Origin of the sequence: Oceanospirillum maris DSM 6286 (assembly GCF_000422865.1) — a bacterium.
Classification (GTDB): Bacteria; Pseudomonadota; Gammaproteobacteria; order Pseudomonadales; family Halomonadaceae; genus Oceanospirillum; species Oceanospirillum maris.
This window is the reverse complement of the sequence record NZ_AUGW01000008.1, coordinates 142303-162615: the sequence shown is the minus strand read 5'-3', so window position 1 is coordinate 162615 and position 20313 is coordinate 142303. Positions and strand designations below refer to the sequence as shown.

The 20313-nt window shown below is 45.4% G+C and carries 18 protein-coding genes; 15 read left to right on the top strand and 3 right to left on the bottom strand.

The genetic code is table 11. The annotated features are described in order from the left end of the window. Positions 1-96: 96 nt before the first annotated feature. From G517_RS0103635 to G517_RS0103625, 3 genes are all read left to right on the top strand, one after another. The gene (locus tag G517_RS0103635; RefSeq protein WP_028303279.1) at positions 97-1257 is read left to right on the top strand and encodes a 1-acyl-sn-glycerol-3-phosphate acyltransferase; all 1161 of its coding nucleotides are present in this window, start codon (positions 97-99) and stop codon (positions 1255-1257) included. A 40-nt stretch (positions 1258-1297) separates the two neighbouring features. Continuing rightward, positions 1298-2428, top strand: a complete 1131-nt coding sequence (locus G517_RS0103630; protein WP_028303278.1) for a cation diffusion facilitator family transporter — start codon at positions 1298-1300, stop codon at positions 2426-2428. 116 nt (positions 2429-2544) lie between these two features. Beyond that, positions 2545-2820 (top strand): hypothetical protein, encoded by a 276-nt coding sequence (locus tag G517_RS0103625; RefSeq protein ID WP_028303277.1) that lies wholly within the window; start codon positions 2545-2547, stop codon positions 2818-2820. 131 nt (positions 2821-2951) lie between these two features. Here the strand turns inward: G517_RS0103625 and G517_RS0103620 are convergent, their stop codons facing one another. Further along, positions 2952-4040, bottom strand: a complete 1089-nt coding sequence (locus G517_RS0103620) for an AraC family transcriptional regulator (protein WP_028303276.1) — start codon at positions 4038-4040, stop codon at positions 2952-2954. A gap of 262 nt (positions 4041-4302) precedes the next feature. On the opposite strand from G517_RS0103620, the gene G517_RS0103615 reads away from it, so the two are divergent. Together G517_RS0103615 and bktB are read left to right on the top strand one after the other, a co-directional pair. Continuing rightward, positions 4303-5946: a fatty acid--CoA ligase gene (locus G517_RS0103615; RefSeq protein ID WP_036590266.1), complete on the top strand. Its 1644-nt coding sequence runs from the start codon at positions 4303-4305 to the stop codon at positions 5944-5946. Between the two features lie 56 nt (positions 5947-6002). Further along, a complete protein-coding gene (bktB, locus tag G517_RS0103610) occupies positions 6003-7181 on the top strand; it encodes a beta-ketothiolase BktB (RefSeq protein WP_028303274.1) in 1179 nt (392 codons plus the stop codon). A gap of 128 nt (positions 7182-7309) precedes the next feature. On the opposite strand, the gene G517_RS0103605 is transcribed toward bktB, so the two are convergent. Continuing rightward, entirely contained in the window at positions 7310-7690 is a 381-nt protein-coding gene (locus tag G517_RS0103605) for a Gfo/Idh/MocA family oxidoreductase (protein ID WP_028303273.1), read from the bottom strand. Positions 7691-7820: 130 nt separating this feature from the next. After that, complete coding sequence (locus G517_RS0103600) at positions 7821-8873, bottom strand: DUF2333 family protein (RefSeq protein ID WP_051205984.1); 1053 nt, start codon at positions 8871-8873, stop codon at positions 7821-7823. Between the two features lie 221 nt (positions 8874-9094). Here G517_RS0103600 and G517_RS0103595 point away from each other — a divergent pair, with 221 nt between their 5' ends. The 10 genes from G517_RS0103595 to purH all read left to right on the top strand — a co-directional run bounded on the left by G517_RS0103595 (position 9095) and on the right by purH (position 20203). Beyond that, positions 9095-9607: a protein-disulfide reductase DsbD domain-containing protein gene (locus G517_RS0103595; RefSeq protein ID WP_157833140.1), complete on the top strand. Its 513-nt coding sequence runs from the start codon at positions 9095-9097 to the stop codon at positions 9605-9607. A 421-nt stretch (positions 9608-10028) separates the two neighbouring features. After that, a complete protein-coding gene (gene aroQ / locus G517_RS0103590) occupies positions 10029-10487 on the top strand; it encodes a type II 3-dehydroquinate dehydratase (protein WP_028303270.1) in 459 nt (152 codons plus the stop codon). Between the two features lie 188 nt (positions 10488-10675). Beyond that, positions 10676-11119 carry an acetyl-CoA carboxylase biotin carboxyl carrier protein gene (gene accB, locus G517_RS0103585; RefSeq protein WP_028303269.1) on the top strand — a complete coding sequence of 148 codons (444 nt, stop codon included), beginning with the start codon at positions 10676-10678 and terminating at the stop codon, positions 11117-11119. Between the two features lie 42 nt (positions 11120-11161). Beyond that, positions 11162-12502, top strand: a complete 1341-nt coding sequence (gene accC / locus G517_RS0103580) for an acetyl-CoA carboxylase biotin carboxylase subunit (protein ID WP_028303268.1) — start codon at positions 11162-11164, stop codon at positions 12500-12502. 244 nt (positions 12503-12746) lie between these two features. Continuing rightward, on the top strand, positions 12747-13646 hold the full coding sequence (gene prmA / locus G517_RS0103575; protein WP_028303267.1) for a 50S ribosomal protein L11 methyltransferase: 900 nt from the start codon (positions 12747-12749) through the stop codon (positions 13644-13646). Between the two features lie 189 nt (positions 13647-13835). Then, a complete protein-coding gene (locus tag G517_RS0103570) occupies positions 13836-15083 on the top strand; it encodes a DUF3426 domain-containing protein (protein WP_028303266.1) in 1248 nt (415 codons plus the stop codon). A gap of 399 nt (positions 15084-15482) precedes the next feature. After that, positions 15483-16835: an NADP-specific glutamate dehydrogenase gene (gene gdhA, locus G517_RS0103565; RefSeq protein WP_028303265.1), complete on the top strand. Its 1353-nt coding sequence runs from the start codon at positions 15483-15485 to the stop codon at positions 16833-16835. Positions 16836-17183: 348 nt separating this feature from the next. Beyond that, entirely contained in the window at positions 17184-18191 is a 1008-nt protein-coding gene (gene dusB, locus G517_RS0103560) for a tRNA dihydrouridine synthase DusB (RefSeq protein ID WP_028303264.1), read from the top strand. Between the two features lie 31 nt (positions 18192-18222). After that, positions 18223-18498 (top strand): DNA-binding transcriptional regulator Fis, encoded by a 276-nt coding sequence (gene fis, locus G517_RS0103555; protein ID WP_028303263.1) that lies wholly within the window; start codon positions 18223-18225, stop codon positions 18496-18498. A gap of 97 nt (positions 18499-18595) precedes the next feature. Further along, positions 18596-20203 carry a bifunctional phosphoribosylaminoimidazolecarboxamide formyltransferase/IMP cyclohydrolase gene (gene purH, locus G517_RS0103550; RefSeq protein WP_028303262.1) on the top strand — a complete coding sequence of 536 codons (1608 nt, stop codon included), beginning with the start codon at positions 18596-18598 and terminating at the stop codon, positions 20201-20203. The last annotated feature ends 110 nt before the right edge of the window (positions 20204-20313 follow it).

Below are 20313 nucleotides of genomic sequence, written 5' to 3'. Positions count from 1 at the left end.
GAGCGCTGAATCTACCTCGAAGCGCTGAACTTTGATCAAAATACTCAATTCGCCTCAAAACACTAAAACTGATTACTCAATGGACTCAGATCGAACATGAACACACCGGAAAACGATAGTTTTAAAGAGATTCGCCCCTACTACGACCATGAAGTTTACGATGTGGTGCAAGAGGTTATTCACAACCCTGAGTTGATCAATGCGATCTGCCAGTTTCGTTTTCCACAACTGAATAAAAGCTTCGGTTTTTTACTGCGTCCATTAGTTCGCCGCAAGCTAAAAAGTCAATTTGCGACGATCAAAACAATTGCGGATTTCCAAAGCCAAGTCGCCAGCTATATGGATCGTTTGATCCGCAATTCCACCGATGGTTTTACGGTTTCTGGCTTAGAAGAGCTGAACACCAATAAAGCTTATCTGTTTATTGCCAACCACCGTGATATTGCGATGGACCCAGCCTTTGTAAACTATGCCTTGTATCAAGCGGGACGTAATACTGTCCGTATCGCTATTGGTGATAACTTGCTTCAAAAGCCTGTCGTCAGCGATATTATGCGTCTGAATAAGAGCTTTATCGTAAAACGCTCGGCAAAAGGCGTGCGAGAGATGATGAAGACGCTGACCCAGTTATCAGGCTATATCAATTACTCGCTACTAGAAGAGAAACACTCAATCTGGATCGCCCAAAAAGAGGGTCGAGCCAAAGACGGTATCGATATAACAGATCCCGCTATCGTTAAAATGTTCTTTATGAGTCGCAAGAAAAAAGGCTCAGGCCCGAGCTTTGCGGACGTGATTAACGAGCTCAATATTGTGCCAGTGACGATCTCTTATGAGTACGATCCTTGCGATGAAATGAAAGCCCAGGAGCTTAACGCATTAGCAACAGATGGTAGCTACAATAAAAGTGAGTTCGAAGATATTGATAGTATCGTGAAAGGCATATCTGGCCAAAAAGGCAGAGTTCATGTGCATTTTGCTCAACCGATTTCAGGCGATTTTGAGAACGCGAACGAAGCAGCGGCACTTATCGATCATCAAATATGGGGCAACTACCATTTTTATCCGTCTAATTGGCTCGCTCTCGAAGCCTTAGGTGGCTTTGATCATTTGGATGGTAAACCAACGATCACCGATCAGGAGCGTGCTAAGTTCAACCAACGTATTGAAAACGTGCCTGAAGCACTACGACCTTATCTATTAACAATGTATGCTAATCCGATTTTAAATAGCCGCGGCTTGATTAAACCTGACTGAGTAAAAAACCATGGGCCTTGCCCAATAAAAGGATCTCTCAATGCTGCAAGATCAAGAAAAAGAAGCCCATAAAGTAACCCTTATTGGGGCTGTGCTTGATACGGTTCTAGGTGTGGCCAAAATTATCGTTGGCTGGCTCAGTAACTCCCACGCACTCATTGCAGATGGCATACATTCTTTATCTGATCTACTCACCGATGCGCTTGTTATTGTTGTCACCCACTATGGTCGCCAAAAACCCGACCAAGAGCATCCATACGGCCATGCCCGTTATGAAACCATGGGTACGCTGGTTTTAGGTAGCTTATTAATTGCAGTGGCTGGAGCCATATCCTACGACAGCTTAATCCGTTTATGGGAAGCAGAAAACCTTGCAGTACCCGGCTGGCCAGCACTTGTAGTTGCGGCATTATCTATTCTGGGCAAGGAGTGGATTTATCACTACACCATGCGGGTCGCCCATAAAATAAAATCGAAGTTACTGGTTGCAAATGCATGGCACAGCCGCAGTGATGCCTTGTCTTCTATTGTCGTTTTTATAGGCATAGCAGGCACGATGTCAGGCGTTCAATGGCTTGACCAAATTGCGGCTTTAATTGTCGGTCTTATGGTGGCCCATATTGGCTGGAAACTGGTCAGTGACAGTATGAAAGAGTTAGTCGACACGGCACTACCTGAAAAAGAAACCCATGACATGCTAGAGCAGGCTAAGAGCCTTGATAGCGTCAGATCAATACACAGTTTACGTACGCGTAGAATGGGGTCTCAGGTTTTTTTAGATATCCATGTTGAAGTTAACCCGCGTATTAGTGTGTCAGAGGGGCATCAAATTGGTGTTCAAGTTGAGCAAATTATCAGAGATAAGCACTCAGACGTAGAAGATATTACAGTACATATTGATGCCGAAGACGACTCAGATAAAAGCCTGCCACCACTTGAAGACCTGCTACCGTTACGGGAAGATATCATTCAACGTTTACAATATTGCTGGCGCGCCCTGCCGATTGATTTTCACTCTAATCAACTGGTGCTTCATTATTTAAACAACCGTATTGATATTGATCTCTATATAGCAGAAAGCCTGCCTAAAACGGTTTCAGAAGCAATTTTAAAGCAGCAAATTGAAGGTGAAGCCTGGCTAGGGCAACTTCGGGTATGGCGACGCGCTTAATCCTTAAGAAAAAAACGTCTATTTAATCCTGAGCACAGCTTATATAATTCAGCCATAGGCGAACTGTAGAAAGCCGAAAAAGATTACAGGTTGCAAACTGCATCTAAGGAGCCATTATGAGCACCGCAAACGAAATGAACAAAACACGCGTTATCAATGAACTGCGTCAGTTTATCAAAAAGCTACTACAAGACCCTGAGATTATCCCAACGTCTCTAGAGATTGCGCGCAAACACTACGGCGAACAAAATTCTGCGACCATTATCGCCAACGAGATCAGCAGTAACACCAGTGTAAAAATCCCTGATGCCCCTGAAGATTTCTCTGAAGCCGATCGCCTTTATTTAGAGTTATTAAAAGAAGTCACGGATGAAGAACAGGCAATGTACTAATGAGAAAAGGTACTAATGAGAAAAGGTACTAATGAGACAAGGTACTAATGAGACAAGGTACTAACCGCGTTTAATTATGCGGTCAGTATGAGGTAAACCCTCCAAGCGCTAGCATTTAAAGGTTGGCGGGTTTACTCCACAATCACATCATTTTTACCACCACCGTTACCGGCATCCTTTACCACAATCTCATGCACAGAGAGTTGACGCCGAAGCTCTTGGGGCGACTCATCAAACCAACGCTTAAAAGCACGGCTAAAGTTTGCAGGATGGTTAAAGCCCAGCCGATAGCTAATCTCTCCCATACTCAAATAATCTAATTGTACCCAGTGTAGCGCCTGCTTCTGACGCAACTCATCCAACACCTGTTGATAACTTAAGCCTTTCTCCTGCAATCGTCGCTGAAAAGTTCTCTGACTCAAATTAAGATGAGCAGCAATATCATTCAAGGAAAGATGGCCTAAGGGTAAATGGTTAAGCAGCAAAGATTCCAAGCGAGTGAGTAAATCACTACGATCTAAGCGCGCCAGATACTCAGCCACCAAAGCATCGTTTTGCTCTGCCAGTTCTGGGCTTGCGGTTAACAACGGCTGATACATCGCCTTGGCATCAAAAACGATCTTATCGTAAGCAGCATTGAAAAAAACCGGACATTTAAACAAGCGTTGCCACGGTGTTGGATCTAACGGCTGCGGGCGACTCAGCCAGACGAGTTTCGGTGAAAAACCTGGGCGATAAATATGCCGTGCAGTTAAAACACAAGTACCAACAAACGCATCCATCTCTTCTGGTGGTAGCTGTTCACGACCGAGTCCTTTTTTTAAACGCAGGCTAATCTCTACCTCTGCCCCCAAAGGGATAACCGTCATTCCAGCATAATTAGCAAACATTCTTAAGTTCTGAGCCAAGCGCCCAAAGCAATCCATCAGTGTGTCACTGGCCCAAATAGCAAAGCCTAACGCATGCCAAGAGGTTGGCCTCACAAAGCGTGCGACCGTTAGACCTACGGCCTCGTCCCCGGATAAATTTCGAGCCAATCGCCAAAGGCGCTCTAACACCATGAACGAATATCGAGTTTCCGGCAGATTAACCTGTGTTTGATCAATACCCACTCGCGCTAATAAAGAACCGCCATCAATAGAGTAATAATCCAGCGCTCGGCTAATCACTAAAGGCCAACTGCCAATAACGCTAACCTGATGAAAATATGACACCGACATGGCTGAATACCTCTAGCTCAGAAAATGATCAGATCAATTAAAGACGTACATTTTAAGCCGCTATTTAAATCAAGTGGCTATTTAAGTTAAGCCGCTATCGAGTAATAAGTTTATATATTTATCATTTCACGCCATTTAATTATCTATAGGTGACAAGCACTTGTTACGCACACCCTTTTCGCTCAAGAATCGATGCTCAAGGCTTTATTTAAAAAAGACCATAAAACGCGCGACGACATAACAAAAACAATGGAGATTGAACATGCCAACCAAAATTCTGCCAAGTGCAAAAGCCGCCAAAAACTATCCACTACTGATCAAACAGATTTTTGCTTCTGCTGGTCGCTTTGAGCCAGACAATAAAATCAGCTACCGAGGCGAAGCTGAATTCAGCTACGATGAATTTCGTCAGCGCGTACAGCAGCTTGCCAACACGTTAAAAGCTGCAGGCGTTGAGGCAGGGGACACGGTTGCCGTAATGGACTGGGATAGTCATCGCTATTTAGAGTGCTACTTTGCCATCCCTATGTTGGGAGCCGTGCTACACCACGTTAATATCCGCCTGTCCCCAGAGCAGATTGCCTACACCATGAACCATGCGGAAGATAAGCTGGTACTCGCCCATGATGATTTTATCCCTCTTGTACAACAGATTCAGGATCATTTAACCACCGTTGACGGCTATATTCGACTAACCGATACCAGCAATAGCGAAACCGTTGGAGAGATCGATTTTATCGGTGAGTACGAAGCTCTGCTACGCACCCAGGAGCCGATTTGTGAGTTCCCAGACTTCGATGAGAACAGCATCGCCACAACCTTCTACACCACCGGCACCACCGGCAATCCTAAAGGGGTTTACTTCAGCCACCGGCAACTGGTGCTACACACCATGAATATGGCAACAACGCTGGGCAGCTATGAAGGCTTACCTCTGCTGCGCTCCGACTCTGTTTATATGCCGATCACTCCAATGTTCCACGTACACGCCTGGGGCGTACCCTACGTTGCCGTGATGCTGAACTGTACTCAAATCTATCCAGGGCGCTATGAGCCAGATCTGCTGGTCCGCCTGATCCGTGACCACAAAGTCACTGTTTCCCACTGCGTACCTACTATTTTACAGATGCTGTTAGCCTGCGAGACCGGCCAGAAAACCCGCTTGGATAACTGGAAGATTCTAATTGGCGGTAGCGCTTTACCCCAAGGTTTAGCTCAAGCGGCAATCGATAAAGGTGCCGATATTTACTCCGCTTACGGCATGTCAGAAACCTGTCCTTTACTGACAGTAACGCACCTCAATAAAGAACAGCGTTCATTACCTATGGCGCAACAGTTGAAGTACCGCACCTTAACAGGGGTTCCCGTTAACTTTGTGGATCTGACAATTAGCGAACCCGATGGAAGCCTGGCGGTACATGATGGCCGAGCGGTAGGAGAGATAACGGTACAGGCACCCTGGTTAACTCAAGGCTACTTTAAAGAAGATCAAAAGCAGGAAGAACTATGGCAGGGCGGTCGCCTTCACACCGGTGACGTTGCCAGCATCCATGAGAATGGCTTTGTTGAAATTAAAGACCGTATTAAAGATGTCATTAAAACCGGCGGTGAATGGCTTTCCTCCATCGAGCTGGAAAACCTGATTAGCCAACACCCCGATGTTGCTGCTGTCGCCGTGGTAGGCGTGCCTGATGAAAAATGGGGTGAAAGACCTTTCGCGATGGTCGTACCAAAACAGCCGGAGCTGACCCAAGCAACCTTGCAACAACACCTACAACAGTATGTTGAATCTGGGCATCTATCTAAATGGGCTATTCCTGATGAGATTCAGATGGTAGATGACATTCCCAAAACCTCGGTTGGCAAGATCAACAAAAAAGAGATCCGCGCTCAGCTAAGCCATTAATTAAACGTAATGATCAGGGGCAGACAGCCCTCTAATTTTCTATTTTGGAGCAAATTATGACCCAACGTGTTGTTTTTCTTAGTGCGGTACGCACCGCGATTGGTGGCTTCGGCGGCAGCCTAAAAGACGTGCCCGCCACAACGTTAGCTGCATCGGTGACCCGTGAAGCGGTTGCTCGTGCCAATTTACAACCTGAGCAGATCGGTCACGTTGTATTCGGTAATGTACTACACACCGACCGCCGCGATATGTATATCAGCCGAGTAGCGGCACTTGAAGGCGGCTTACCTGAAAACACCCCAGCACTGACCGTTAACCGTCTATGCGGTAGTGGTCTGCAGGCTATTATTACTGCTGCACAACAGATTGAGCTTGGCGTTTGTTCCGCCGCTGTAGCCGGTGGTGCAGAATCCATGAGCCGCGCTCAATATTGGGTGCCTGCCGCTCGCTTTGGTCAACGTATGGGTGATAGCCAAATCATTGATTCCATGACCGGTGCTCTCACCTGCCCAATGGAAAACTATCATATGGGCGTTACCGCTGAGAATATTGCTGAAAAGTGGCAAGTCAGCCGTGAACAGCAAGATGCCCTTGCCGTGTTAAGTCATCAGCGGGCGCAGGCTGCAACAGAAAAAGGTTACTTTAACGATCAGATTATGCCCGTTGAACTCAAAAGCCGAAAAGGCAGTACCCTGTTTTCAGTAGATGAGCATATCCGTCATAACTGCACCGTTGAAGATATGACGAAGTTACGCCCAGCCTTTCAAAAAGAAGGGTCGGTCACGGCAGGTAACGCATCCGGTCTAAACGATGCCGCCGCCGCTGTTACGATGATGTCTGAGTCTGAAGCTGAAAAACTAGGCCTAACGCCTATGGCAAAATTGGTTGGCTATAGCTTTGCCGCCGTTGAGCCTAAATATATGGGTATCGGGCCAGTACCAGCAATACGACAACTACTTGAAAAGCACAATTTAAGCGTTAACGATATCGACGTTTGGGAAGTCAATGAAGCATTCGCAGCTCAAGCTTTGGCCGTAGCGAAAGATTTAGGCCTACCAGAAGACAAAGTAAACCCTAATGGCAGTGGAATTTCTTTAGGTCATCCCGTAGGTGCCACAGGTGCTGTGATCACAGTGAAAGCGATTTATGAGCTGGAAAGGGTTCAAGGAAAATATGCTGTAGCCAGCCTCTGCATCGGCGGTGGACAAGGCATTGCAATGCTGATTGAGCGTTAACAGCAGTAGTATCTTTAGCGTACTCGATGAAATAAGGCTCCCTAGGGAGCCTTATTTCATCGGCGTCTTTTTACGACGCCATTCAATTAACAATGTTCAACTAGCGGCATTCAGCTAAAACAACAAACCTAGTAAAAATCATCACTGGCTTTAGTTGCAATCATTTCACCGCTAAATAATGACAACAGCAAAGCAGAGATCCGCTCATGCATAATCACCGTGTGATAGTTGCCGCTTTCTTGCATATGTGTACGTAAAGCATCACGTACAGCCTTAACGCCGGTAACATCAATAATAATGTCGATGTTTGTACTTTCAACTAACAGACTATTCATATCCGTTGTCGTTAACACCTTATTTTCCCGCGCTAATAACATACCAGGGGCGTTATCATTGGTATCAGCCACACCAACGATATCAATAAAGTCCGCTTCAAAAAGCTTCTGCAGCAGCTCAATACCTGCATGACCTGCACCAATAACCGCTATTTTAAAGTGCTCCGTATTCATGTTTTATTTCCTTTTTTGTTTTATTGCCTAAAACGCTCTCTTGAGAGTGACAAAAAAACAGGTATTTGCAAAGAGAACAAGACCATTTTTCGTGTAAGCCAATGACTATTAAAGAGTTTATTGCTTTGAATCATCCTCTTGAGAGTAGTTCTCTCAAATCAATAATGGCAGCATTAGCCCGTGATATATAAGAAGCCATTACTAAAGAGTGATTAGCAAAGACACCGAAGCCACTGCCATTAAGAATCATCGGGCTCCACATGTTTTCCTGAGTTGACTCAAGCTCCCGTATAATTTGACGTAAACTTACTTCTGCATTCTTGTCTTCTAATACACCTTGAAAATCAGTCTCGACTGCTTTCATAAGATGAATCAAAGCCCAAGCCGTGCCTCGGGCTTCATAGAATACATCATCAATCTCAGTCCAAGGCGTTCTCACTTGCTGTAAATCAGGTGTTCGAGTGGATTGTGTTGCAGAACGATCGCCTGCCAAATCGATATTTTCTTGGCTTTTCCCCACACTAGCACTAAGCCGCTGAGACAGGCTTCCCAACCGTGTTTCTACATCCATCAACCAGTTACGAAGGTTATCGGAACGGGCATAAAACTGGGCGTCATTCTGATTATCATCGGCCAAACGGTCACGATAGCTAATTAATGCTTTAATTCCTTGGCGATACTCACCTTCAGAGGAAGGTAAAATCCAGCTATTACTATCAAAATTAAATTGCGGCTCAACCACCGTCAGGTCTTTATCTTCTGTCGATTGTGATTGCGATCGAGAGATGTCTTTACGCAACGAACGGCTCATATCCCGCAATTGAATCAATACGCCATATTCCCAGTTCGGAACATTATCCAGCCACAACCCCGGTGGAAAACGATCATTACTCAGATAACCACCGCGTTTGTCTAATAAAGTTTCTGCAATGCAGATCATGGTTGTTGTGGTTGCGTAACCCACCGTACCCTCTTTTACGTTATTTAACTGAGCTTGACTTTGAACGTGCTCGCGCACAGAAAAAGTCTCAGGTTCTTGACTCCAGTACCAACCAACCCCCACAGCCCCTACTAAATAAACAGCAAGGCCACCGCCAATAATTTTGCCCGCAAAACCACCGGGCATACGATCCTTCAAGTTGTCCCACAGGCCAAGGACTCTTGCTCCTAGCTGCTTTAACATATCTTTTGTGTCCTTATTAGAAACTATTAATATTAAATGCGGTCGATTGGATTCAGATTACAACAATCAGGTTACAATGCGTGCAAGCTAAGTATAGTGGGTACGATGCGCAAAAAGGTATAGAACTCTACATTGAACATAAACTCACTGGAACCCTATGGAAAATAGATGATCTTATGACTATAACAACATCGTTAAACCATTTCATTAGGATGACCATTTTGAAGCGATCAACAGCATTTTCATTTTTTATTGCCATCGTACTTTACTGCCAAACGAGTGTGGGTATGGCCGGTTTTTTCGATCAACCCTCTGCAGACTCTAAGCTATCTTCAACAAAAAATGCTGGTTTTGGTAGCGCTTCTGCAACAGGTTTTCTGCCGGTTGAGCAAGCGTTCCTACTCAAAGCCGCCTTAAAAGGGTCGACTCTTGATCTTACTTGGAAAATAGAGCCAGAGCACTATCTATACCGCTCAAGATTCAGAGTAGATGTTCTATTGCCTGAGCACACAGAGCTTTCTGAGATTTCGATTCCTAGAGGTGAACCTGTTCATGACGAGTTTCAAGGGGATGTGGAGATATTTCGGGATACGGTTCAACTAAGCTATGGCATAGAGGCGAGTAAGAGCCAATTACAAAAAGGCGTTGTTATTAACGTGACATTTCAAGGCTGTGCAGAAGCGGGGCTTTGTTACCCACCGCATACTCAAGAAATCAGTCTTGTACCGCGCTAATATCACGCCTTGAACGGTGCTAATCTCACCAAAGTATCCTGCTAGAATAAGCCCTGGGGCAGGCCATAAAAAACAAGTCTATAAAAAACATTTTTATGGCTTATTCAGCACTTAATCCATCACAAAGAGACTTGAAGCAGAGCACACACGATTGAAATAAGGCATTAAGTGTACAAAGGGACAAAATTCAGTAACACGCGGTAAAAAGTAGCCAAACAAGGCTGAACATACGAAAACTGGACAACATCTTACAAATTCGGCAAACTAGCCACCTTCAAAGAGTATGATTTACTATTTCGTCATCATTTAGCGGATATTTAATACAAATCATCTTCTTTTTATAGATTTTAACAGCAAACAAGCTCAAACAGCTGTTTGCTTTTTATTTTTTCAATTTTGCCCTTTGGATGCACGCATTATTATGGCTTCGATACTCGTGTTAAATGGCCCAAATTTAAACCTATTGGGTACTCGTGAACCTGAGATTTATGGTCACCAGACTCTCTCTGATATTTCAGAGCATCTAGCAGTTACAGCATCCAGTCAAGGCCATCAATTGGAATGCTTCCAAAGCAATGCCGAACACGCACTGATCGATCGTATTCATGAAGCCCGTAGCGAAAGCGTCAACTTTATTATTATCAATCCCGCTGCCTTTACCCACACCAGTGTCGCCCTGCGAGATGCCTTATTAGGCGTGCAAATCCCCTTTATTGAAGTTCATCTGTCTAATGTCCATGCCCGTGAACCTTTCCGGCACCATTCCTATTTATCAGATGTTGCCCAAGGAGTCATTTGTGGCTTAGGAGCACAAGGGTACGATTTTGCTTTAGCCGCAGCGCTACAATATATTGATAAAAATGCCATTAAGCTGGTGTAGTTCTGAAATACGCATAGACCTAAAATCAGCCCTGAAATTAACTCGGATATTAAAGTAGACCTGAAGACCCACGTTTCACCTTCAGGTTAAAGCACGCTTAAACAAATTATCTGCCTTAGCAGAATGCACATAACAGTAAACCGGATACGGTTTATTTTGTTCCACTCACATGCAAAAAGAGATTAATCATGGATATTCGTAAAGTTAAAAAACTGATTGAGCTGCTGGAAGAATCCAACATTGCTGAAATCGAAATCCAAGAAGGCGAAGAGTCCGTACGTATCAGCCGTAATATGGCAACAGCTCCTGTTCAGTATGCTCCTGCACCAGTAGCAGCACCGGCTCCTGCTGCACCTGTTGCTGCGGCATCTGCTCCGGCTGCACCTGCCGCTCCTACCGGCCATATTGTTACATCGCCAATGGTTGGTACTTTTTATCGCTCTCCAGCGCCTGGTTCTAAAGTGTTTGTAGAAGTGGGTCAGCAAGTTAAGAAAGGTGACACTATCTGCATCGTTGAAGCGATGAAGATGATGAATCAGATTGAAGCAGATAAAGACGGTACTATCGGTGAAATTCTAGTAGAAGACGGTCAAGCGGTTGAATTCGATCAGCCTCTAGTCACGATCGTTTAATTACGCAGTTTCCATTGACTCCAGAATTCATAAGGCTCGATCATGCTTGATAAAGTACTTATTGCAAACCGGGGTGAAATCGCGCTGCGTATTCTGCGTGCCTGTAAAGAATTAGGCATTAAGACTGTAGCCGTTCACTCTACAGCTGACCGTGATCTAATGCATGTTCGTCTCGCTGACGAATCTGTTTGTATCGGCCCAGCATCTTCAACCGATAGCTATCTGAACATTCCTGCGATCATTAGCGCGGCAGAAGTCACGGACTCCGAAGCGATTCACCCAGGTTATGGTTTCCTAGCTGAAAATGCCGATTTTGCAGAACAAGTTGAACGCTGCGGCTTTAAATTTATAGGCCCTAAAGCTGATGTTATTCGTCTAATGGGCGATAAAGTATCCGCTATTGAGGCGATGAAAAAAGCTGGTGTTCCAACGGTTCCAGGCTCCGACGGCCCGCTACCAGACGATGCAGAATATATTCTAAAAACCGCACGCCGCATCGGCCTTCCCATCATCATCAAAGCTGCGTCAGGCGGCGGTGGTCGTGGTATGCGTGTTGTACATACGGAAGCACACCTGGTTAACGCCGTACAAGTGACTAAAGCAGAGGCAAAAGCTGCATTTGGTGATGATACGGTTTACATGGAAAAATTCCTACAGAACCCACGTCACGTTGAAATCCAAGTACTGTCAGACGGCCAAGGCAATGCGATTCACCTTGGTGATCGTGATTGCTCTTTGCAACGCCGTCACCAGAAAGTCTTGGAAGAAGCGCCAGCACCTGGCATTCCTGATGAGATTCGTCGTGAAGTGCAAGAGCGCTGTGTAAAAGCCTGTGTTGATATTGGCTACCGCGGTGCAGGTACGTTTGAGTTCCTATACGAAGACGGTGGTTTCTACTTTATCGAGATGAACACCCGCGTACAGGTAGAGCATCCAGTATCTGAGATGGTTACCGGTGTTGATATCGTTAAAGAGCAGCTACGCATTGCTAGCGGCCAGCCTCTGAGCATCAAACAAGAAGATATTGTCATTCGTGGCCACTCATTCGAGTGTCGTATTAATGCCGAAGATTCAAAAACGTTCCTACCATCCCCTGGCCGAGTGGATCACTTCCATTCACCGGGTGGTTTAGGCGTACGTATGGACAGCCATCTTTATGATGGTTACACCGTACCGCCTTATTACGACTCCTTAATTGGTAAGCTGATTACCTGGGGTGAAACCCGTGAAATCGCGCTAACCCGTATGCGTAATGCTCTAGATGAGATCGTGATTGAAGGCATCAAGTCCAATATCGCGCTACAACAAGATCTAGTACGCGACAGTGGCTTTATGGAAGGTGGTGTTAACATTCACTACCTTGAGAAGAAGCTGTCTCTGTAAAGACTGCTGCTCTTCGCATTTTAAAAACCGGAAGCTTTTCGCTTCCGGTTTTTTTGTTTTACGTCAGACTAATCTGACGCCTCAGATCCAATAATCCCTTTTGTTTTACGTTAGGCTATTGTTTTACGTTAGAATAGTCGGCGTTATTCAATCTTATCCATCCGTTGAGTTTAGCTTACCAATACAACATAGATTCACGGATGTTATACAACATAGCTTTACTGCTGTTATTCGGAGATCTTTCATGCCTTGGCTTCAAATCAAAATGGATACCAACCCAGCCCACGCTGAAGTGTTGGAAGACGTGCTACTGGCAGCAGGTGCTAATGCGGTCACTCTAGAAGACGGTGAAGACCAACCCTTATTTGAACCGATCCGAGGCACCACCCCTCTATGGCAGCAAACACGCATTACTGGCCTTTTTGATGCTGAGCAAGATAGCAAAGCCATGGTTGAAGCGCTGCAAAATGGCTGGGCTGAGGTATTCCCTGATCAAGCTTTTCCATCGCCACGTATTGAAATTCTTGAAGATAAAGACTGGGAACGAGAGTGGATGGAAAACTTCCATCCCATCCAAGTGGGCGAGCGCCTTTGGATCTGCCCAAGCTGGAAAGAAGCCCCGAATCCAGAAGCAACAAACCTTGTACTCGACCCAGGTCTCGCTTTTGGGACAGGGACTCACCCAACCACCTTTATGTGCCTACAATGGCTTGATAAACATGATGTTAGCGGGCAAACCGTTATCGATTATGGCTGTGGATCTGGTATTTTGGGTGTAGCCGCTTTGTTGCTCGGCGCAGAAAAAGCCTATGGCGTTGATAACGATCCACAGGCATTAATTGCCACCCGTGAAAACACTGATCGCAATAGTCTACCCGCTGAAAGTTTTGATGTGTTTTATCCTGGAAAGATTGGTGATGTTCAGGCCGATCTTATGTTGGCTAATATTTTGGCGGGGCCATTAATTGATCTTGCGCCAACACTGGCAGCACTTATCCGTGATCAAGGTCATTTAGTCTTATCAGGTATTCTTGCTCACCAAGCGGATGATGTTATGGCCGCCTATGCCCCGTGGTTTAATTTTGCCCCAGTAGCTCAAAAAGAAGAATGGGTTTGCCTAAGTGCCATTAAAGTTCAATCTTAGAAGATTCAATTTTAGGGTATCATTATCTTAAGACCTAAAATCAAGACCGTTAACACCCATGATTCAATAGGCGATTAAAACGAGTAATACGCTATTAAAAACAGGCAATCCGTTTTATTCTGTGATTGCCTGTTTGCTTATAGACTTTTATGATGCACCTAAGACTCTTGCTGGAACATAGATAACCCGATGATGGATGACCGGCTAACTCACTGCCCTTACTGCTCAACGATTTTCTCCATTTCAGAAGCTGAACTAGAACAAGCTTATGGTGCCGTTCGTTGCGGAAGCTGCAAGAAAATCTTTAATGCATCAACGCATTTGTTTACCTTAGAAGAGACATTGGAAAGCAACCCAGCATCGTTATCGGTCTCTCAATGGCCCTTGTTTAACTCAGAGCCAGAACCTCGCCATGAATACGATCAAGAGCCTCCCCTTTACTCAGAATCTATTCAAGATACGGTTCAAGAGCCTATACCTTCCTCCCAGAAACAACCCCATAAGCCTAACCATGCACCTGATGATGAGTATGGGCAGTTTCAAGCAGACTCTAACACCGGCTATGAGCAAGATTATGATGAATACCCTGAGCATAACGGTGATGAGCTTAGCCATGAATACAACCATGAACAGGATTTTGGGATTGCGGTAGCGCCAGAGCCTCAGCTAGAAGAAGAGCCCCAGCCAGAAGAAAAGCCTCAGCCAGAAGAAAAGCCTCAGTCAGAAGAAGAAAAGCGACAAATAGAAGAACAACTAGAAATAGAAGCACAACGAGTAAAAGCACAACAAGCAGCACGCCGTGCTCAAAAAGCATCTAGAAAGAAACAACAAGCATCAAGCATCAGCCTTAAAGCGGATAGAAATGATGGAACATCAACCCTCAACAATAATATTCATTTTAATGCTGAGCCAGATACACCACAGCCTAAAAAACCAAAGCTGCAAAAAGATAATATATTGGCCAATGGCTTGCCGTGGATTCCGGCAACGGCTGCCGCTGCAATCGTAGCCGTAGTACTCCTACTACTCTGGAGTAATACCCGTAGTTTAAGCCAGTCGCCGGGGTTTGCAGGCTTTGCAGAAGCACTTTGCGAATTAAGCAGCTGCGACCACTTTTTACCCTCAGATTTTGACTCCTTAGAAGCCACGCAAACAGAGATCATTCAAAACAATACTCAGCTATTTGCAGATCTCCTGCTTAATAATCCTGGAAAAGTAGCGCTGCCATTTCCCGCTATTCTCGTAGAACTGCGCAGTAGTACAGGAAGGGTTGTTGCCGAACACCTTTATCAGCCAGATCAGTATCTAAGAGGTAAACCTTTCGCGGATCATATCCTACCGCCAGACCTGCCCGTTGCCTTAACACTGCCAATTGAAGAGAAAATACAGGATCTGAGTAATTTTACTGTTCTCTATTTCCCAGCGGCAGACCGATAGTTTCAAAACATATCTCTATGCCATATCAAGCTTCTACGCCTTTCCTTTCTAGTCCTTGGACATAGTTCTGCATATCTCTACCCTCCAAAAACACACGTCTGAATATTATTCTAAATAAACCTATTTAGCAGCATTGCACCATTTGAGAACAGTAAGAAGCCTATATCGCACTATAATAAAACACTAAAAAGCCCTGAAAATCGGCAATTTAACGATGCGCACTAATAAAAAACACTATACGCCCACTTTTGGAGCATTGCGCATCCAGTATACATTTCTTTATTATTCGACCTTATCCTAGACAGTCAACACCATAAATAAGACCCAAAAATTATAAATAACCTGTATTAAGTCACAGGCAAAACAACAATCCGTCATGCATACTAACCGAGGAAATCCATGCCATATATCCACAATACAATCACAGGCCTAATGGCCTCTAGCCCTGCCCAGTCCGAGTTTTATCAAGCCGTAGAGGAAGTCTTAGAATCACTGGAACCCTTACTGGAAAAAAGCCCTCACTACCGTAAGAACCACATTATTGAACGTATGGTAGAGCCTGAACGACAAATTATGTTTCGTGTGCCATGGGTTGATGACAACGGTGAAATTCATATCAACAAAGGCTACCGTATTGAGTTCAACTCTGCCCTAGGCCCTTACAAAGGCGGTCTTCGTTTTCACCCTTCCGTTAACGCCAGTATTATTAAGTTTCTAGGCTTTGAGCAAATTTTCAAAAATGCGTTAACCGGGCTGCAAATTGGCGGTGGTAAAGGCGGTTCCAACTTTGATCCGAAAGGGCGCTCTGATAACGAAATCATGCGTTTCTGCCAATCGTATATGTCGGAGCTTTACCGCCATATCGGCCCAACAACGGATGTACCCGCCGGTGATATCGGTGTTGGTGCCCGCGAAATTGGTTATATGTTTGGTCAATATAAGCGCCTTACCGGTCGCTATGAAGGCGTGCTAACGGGCAAAGGTACGCTTTGGGGTGGTTCACTTGTGCGTAAAGAAGCCACGGGCTATGGTTGTGTTTTCTTTGCAGAAAATATGCTGAAGTCACAGGGTGATGATCTTAAAGGTAAAACCTGCTTAGTTTCTGGTGCTGGTAATGTTGCGATTTACACCATTGAGAAGCTCTATCAGCTGGGTGCCCTACCGGTTAGTGCCAGTGATTCATCTGGCACGTTATATGATGCAAAAGGCATTAATCTTGCTCATCTAAAAGAGCTAAAAGAACAGAAGCGAGTTTCTCTGCAAAACTATCTTGAGCAGTATCCCCATGCGGAGTTTGTGCCGGTTAAAGACTATCCTGAAGATGGCCATGCGGTATGGCGCTATAAAGCGGATGCGGGCTTCCCTTGCGCCACTCAAAATGAGCTGACTGAAGCCGATGCCAAAGCTTTAATGACTAATGGCTGTAATTGCATTAGTGAAGGGGCCAATATGCCGTCGACACCTGAAGCCGTTGAAGTATTCCTACGCAATAAAATTCATTACGGCCCCGGTAAGGCAGCCAATGCTGGCGGTGTGGCAACCAGTCAATTAGAAATGAGTCAAAATGCCAGCATGCAGCAGCTTTCCTTTGAACAAGTTGAAACTCGATTGAAAGAGATCATGCATGATATTCACCAGCGCTGTAGTGAAACAGCGAAGGAGTTTGGTCAACCCCACAACCTTGTCTTAGGTGCCAATATTGCGGGTTTCCGTCGTGTTGCAGATGCCATGATAGAACAGGGTGTTGTGTAATTAGATAGCGGCTATGTATGGCTGTTATGTAATGAGTTAGATAGTGCTAGAGGCAGTTTAGCCTATATCTTCTTTTGCTTTTCTCGCGAAGCTAAGCCCTGTACATGAACAAATTTGGTACAGGGCTTTTTTTGGCAATAGTGATCGAAACGATAAAGGTTAAGGTAATGTCTATTTTTTAATCACATTTAGCCCTCTTCGACTTTACACCCGCAAGATTCCTAGTATCATTAGCGCCCCTCAATATGCCCATTTGGTGCAGCTTACAAGATGCTGGCCGCATCTTGGCCATCGTCTCACCACCTCTTTGGTGGCATTGCACCATTTTTCTTACTTTTACGGTTAACCATGATTAACATTGGCCCTTACACTCTTAAGTCACCGGTTATACTTGCTCCTATGGCAGGCGTTACCGACCGCCCCTTTCGACAGCTGTGTCGTGAGATGGGAGCTGGGCTTGTGGTGTCTGAAATGGTGACCTCTGATATTACGCTATGGAATACCCGTAAATCTCAACTGAGACTGAATCACCAAGGCGAAGAAGAGCCTAGATCCGTTCAAATTGCCGGTGGTGATCCTGGTATGCTGGCGGAAGCCGCTCGGATGAATGCAGAGCAGGGCGCGCAGATTATCGACATTAATATGGGCTGCCCTGCTAAAAAAGTCTGCAACAAAGCCGCAGGATCAGCACTATTAAAAGATGAACAATTGGTTGCCGATATTCTTAAAGCGGTTGTTGAGGCTGTGGATATTCCTGTCACGTTGAAAATACGTACTGGCTGGGATCGAGATAACCGTAATGGTGTAACTATTGCCAAAATTGCAGAAGATTGTGGCATTCAAGCCTTAGCGGTTCATGGCCGAACCCGAGCGGATGCCTATAAAGGTGATGCAGAATACGACACAATTGCCCGTATTAAGCAGGAGATCCAAATTCCGGTATTCGCCAATGGTGATATTACATCGTCGGAAAAAGCCCGCTATGTTATGGATTACACCAACGCGGATGCGGTAATGATAGGCCGAGCAGCCCAGGGGCGTCCGTGGATATTCCAACAAATAGCCCACTATTTGGAAACAGGCCAACATCTGCCTGATCCAGATTCAGCCACACGGCATCAGATACTGAGCCGCCATTTAACAGCACTTTATGCATTTTATGGCGAATTGATGGGCGTTCGTATCGCCCGAAAACACGTTAACTGGTACTTAGGTACTCAGGAAGCAGGGGCCTCATTTCGCCGCTACTTCAATCAGCTGGAGCAACCTGAAGCGCAACAAGATGCGATTCACCGTTTTATACTCGAACCCAGCCGGTTAAATGATTGGACTAACCCTGTGGCACGCACTGCTTAATGCCTGCCCGTTACAGATAAGAACCTGATCAATGGATATCTCCAGCAATACACCAGAAGTCTCTGCAGAAACCACTCACAATCGTACTCTTCGTAGCAGTGTTGAAGATGCGATGAGTAACTACTTCACCCATCTAGACGGCCAACCTGCCACCAACTTATACCAGATGGTTTTAGCTGAAGTAGAGCTGCCGCTGCTTGAGGCTGTGATGCGGTACACCAATGATAATCAAAGTCAGGCCTCTGAGATTCTTGGCCTAAACCGTGGTACTTTGCGTAAAAAACTAAAAACCTACGGCCTGCTTTAGGTCTGCTTTGAACAACCTTTTTTAATCAAAATGGCAGGTTTCCATACCCTCTGCTATTTCTGTTGTCTTACCACCCTTTGAGAAAGAAGAGCATACTATGTCTGCCCAAACGTCTGCCAAAACGTCTACCAAAGCACAAAACCTCCCCATTCGCCGGGCCTTAATCAGTGTTTCGGATAAAGCTGGCGTTGTCGAATTTGCCCAATCATTGTCTGATCGTGGTGTTGAAATCCTATCAACCGGCGGAACTTACAAGCTGCTAAAAGAGCAGGGCGTGCCTGCGGTTGAAGTCTCTGACTACACCGGTTTTCCAGAGATGATGGACGGTCGTGTTAAAACACTGCACCCTAAAATTCACGGTGGTATTTTGGCGCGACGTGGTCAAGATGATACCGTTATGGCAGAAAACGATATCCAAGGTATCGATCTTGTTGCCGTTAACTTATACCCGTTTGAAGCAACCATCGCCCGTGATGACTGTACACTAGAAATGGCAGTAGAGAATATCGACATTGGCGGCCCAACCATGGTGCGCTCCACAGCGAAAAACCACGCATTTGTCACCATCGTGGTTGATGTTAACGATTACAGCCGTGTGCTGGCGGATATGGATGCTAACGAAGGTGCCGTTGAGCAGAAAACTCGCTTTGACCTAGCAATCAAAGCCTTTGAGCACACCTCTAACTATGACGGTATGATCGCCAACTACTTTGGCCGCCTAGTTGAAGGTGGTAGTGAAGATTTTGCCCGCACTTACAATGTACAGTACATGAAAAAGCAAGAGATGCGCTACGGTGAAAACCCACATCAAAAAGCCGCTTTTTATGTGGAACAGAACCCCATTGAAGCTAGTGTTTCTACTGCGAAGCAGCTGCAAGGTAAAGAACTATCCTTCAACAATGTGGCGGATACCGACTCAGCTTTTGAGTGTGTAAAATCCTTTGTTGAACCCGCCTGTGTCATCGTTAAGCACGCGAACCCATGCGGTGTCGCTATTGCGGAAAACCCGCTACAAGCCTACGAACTAGCCTTCCAAACTGACCCAACCTCAGCCTTCGGTGGCATTATCGCCTTTAACCGTCCATTGGATGCTGAAACCGCACAGGCGATTGTTGATCGTCAGTTTGTTGAAGTGATCATCGCACCGGGAGTTTCTGCGGCTGCCAATGAAATCGTAGCAAGCAAGCCCAATGTTCGTCTGTTAGATTGCGGTGATAATTGGCCCGGTGAGCGTGATCATAGCCTTGACTACAAACGTGTTAATGGTGGCCTGCTGGTTCAGGATCGTGATCTGGGTATGGTAACGAATGAAGACCTGAAAGTTGTCACCCAAAAAGCCCCAACTGAAGAGCAAATGTGTGATCTGGCCTTTGCTTGGAAAGTGGCTAAATTTGTTAAATCTAACGCGATTGTTTACGTTAAAAATGGCCAAACCATTGGCGTGGGTGCCGGCCAAATGAGCCGTGTTTACAGTGCTAAAATTGCGGGTATTAAAGCGGGAGATGAGGGTCTAGAAGTACCTGGCTCTGTTATGGCATCGGATGCCTTCTTCCCATTCCGTGATGGTATTGATGCCGCAGCAAAAGCGGGCATCAGCGCGGTTATTCAACCGGGCGGTTCTATGCGTGACCAAGAAGTAATCGATGCCGCAGACGAGCATGGCATGGCGATGGTCTTTACGGGTATGCGTCATTTCCGTCACTAAGACTATTTCCATCGCTAATACTAAACAGCACAGATACAGGCTAGATGAGATAGGATAAAAAGAAGGCTCTGATATGGCATCAGGGCCTTTTTTATTAATGTCAGATCATG

Bases quoted from the DNA above. Each gene is read 5' to 3' on its own strand.
- G517_RS0103635 (WP_028303279.1), top strand. From the start codon at position 97: ATGAACACACCGGAAAACGATAGTTTTAAAGAGATTCGCCCCTACTAC.
- G517_RS0103630 (WP_028303278.1), top strand. From the start codon at position 1,298: ATGCTGCAAGATCAAGAAAAAGAAGCCCATAAAGTAACCCTTATTGGG.
- G517_RS0103625 (WP_028303277.1), top strand. From the start codon at position 2,545: ATGAGCACCGCAAACGAAATGAACAAAACACGCGTTATCAATGAACTG.
- G517_RS0103620 (WP_028303276.1), bottom strand. From the start codon at position 4,040: ATGTCGGTGTCATATTTTCATCAGGTTAGCGTTATTGGCAGTTGGCCT.
- G517_RS0103615 (WP_036590266.1), top strand. From the start codon at position 4,303: ATGCCAACCAAAATTCTGCCAAGTGCAAAAGCCGCCAAAAACTATCCA.
- bktB (WP_028303274.1), top strand. From the start codon at position 6,003: ATGACCCAACGTGTTGTTTTTCTTAGTGCGGTACGCACCGCGATTGGT.
- G517_RS0103605 (WP_028303273.1), bottom strand. From the start codon at position 7,690: ATGAATACGGAGCACTTTAAAATAGCGGTTATTGGTGCAGGTCATGCA.
- G517_RS0103600 (WP_051205984.1), bottom strand. From the start codon at position 8,873: ATGTTAAAGCAGCTAGGAGCAAGAGTCCTTGGCCTGTGGGACAACTTG.
- aroQ (WP_028303270.1), top strand. From the start codon at position 10,029: ATGGCTTCGATACTCGTGTTAAATGGCCCAAATTTAAACCTATTGGGT.
- accB (WP_028303269.1), top strand. From the start codon at position 10,676: ATGGATATTCGTAAAGTTAAAAAACTGATTGAGCTGCTGGAAGAATCC.
- accC (WP_028303268.1), top strand. From the start codon at position 11,162: ATGCTTGATAAAGTACTTATTGCAAACCGGGGTGAAATCGCGCTGCGT.
- prmA (WP_028303267.1), top strand. From the start codon at position 12,747: ATGCCTTGGCTTCAAATCAAAATGGATACCAACCCAGCCCACGCTGAA.
- G517_RS0103570 (WP_028303266.1), top strand. From the start codon at position 13,836: ATGATGGATGACCGGCTAACTCACTGCCCTTACTGCTCAACGATTTTC.
- gdhA (WP_028303265.1), top strand. From the start codon at position 15,483: ATGCCATATATCCACAATACAATCACAGGCCTAATGGCCTCTAGCCCT.
- dusB (WP_028303264.1), top strand. From the start codon at position 17,184: ATGATTAACATTGGCCCTTACACTCTTAAGTCACCGGTTATACTTGCT.
- fis (WP_028303263.1), top strand. From the start codon at position 18,223: ATGGATATCTCCAGCAATACACCAGAAGTCTCTGCAGAAACCACTCAC.
- purH (WP_028303262.1), top strand. From the start codon at position 18,596: ATGTCTGCCCAAACGTCTGCCAAAACGTCTACCAAAGCACAAAACCTC.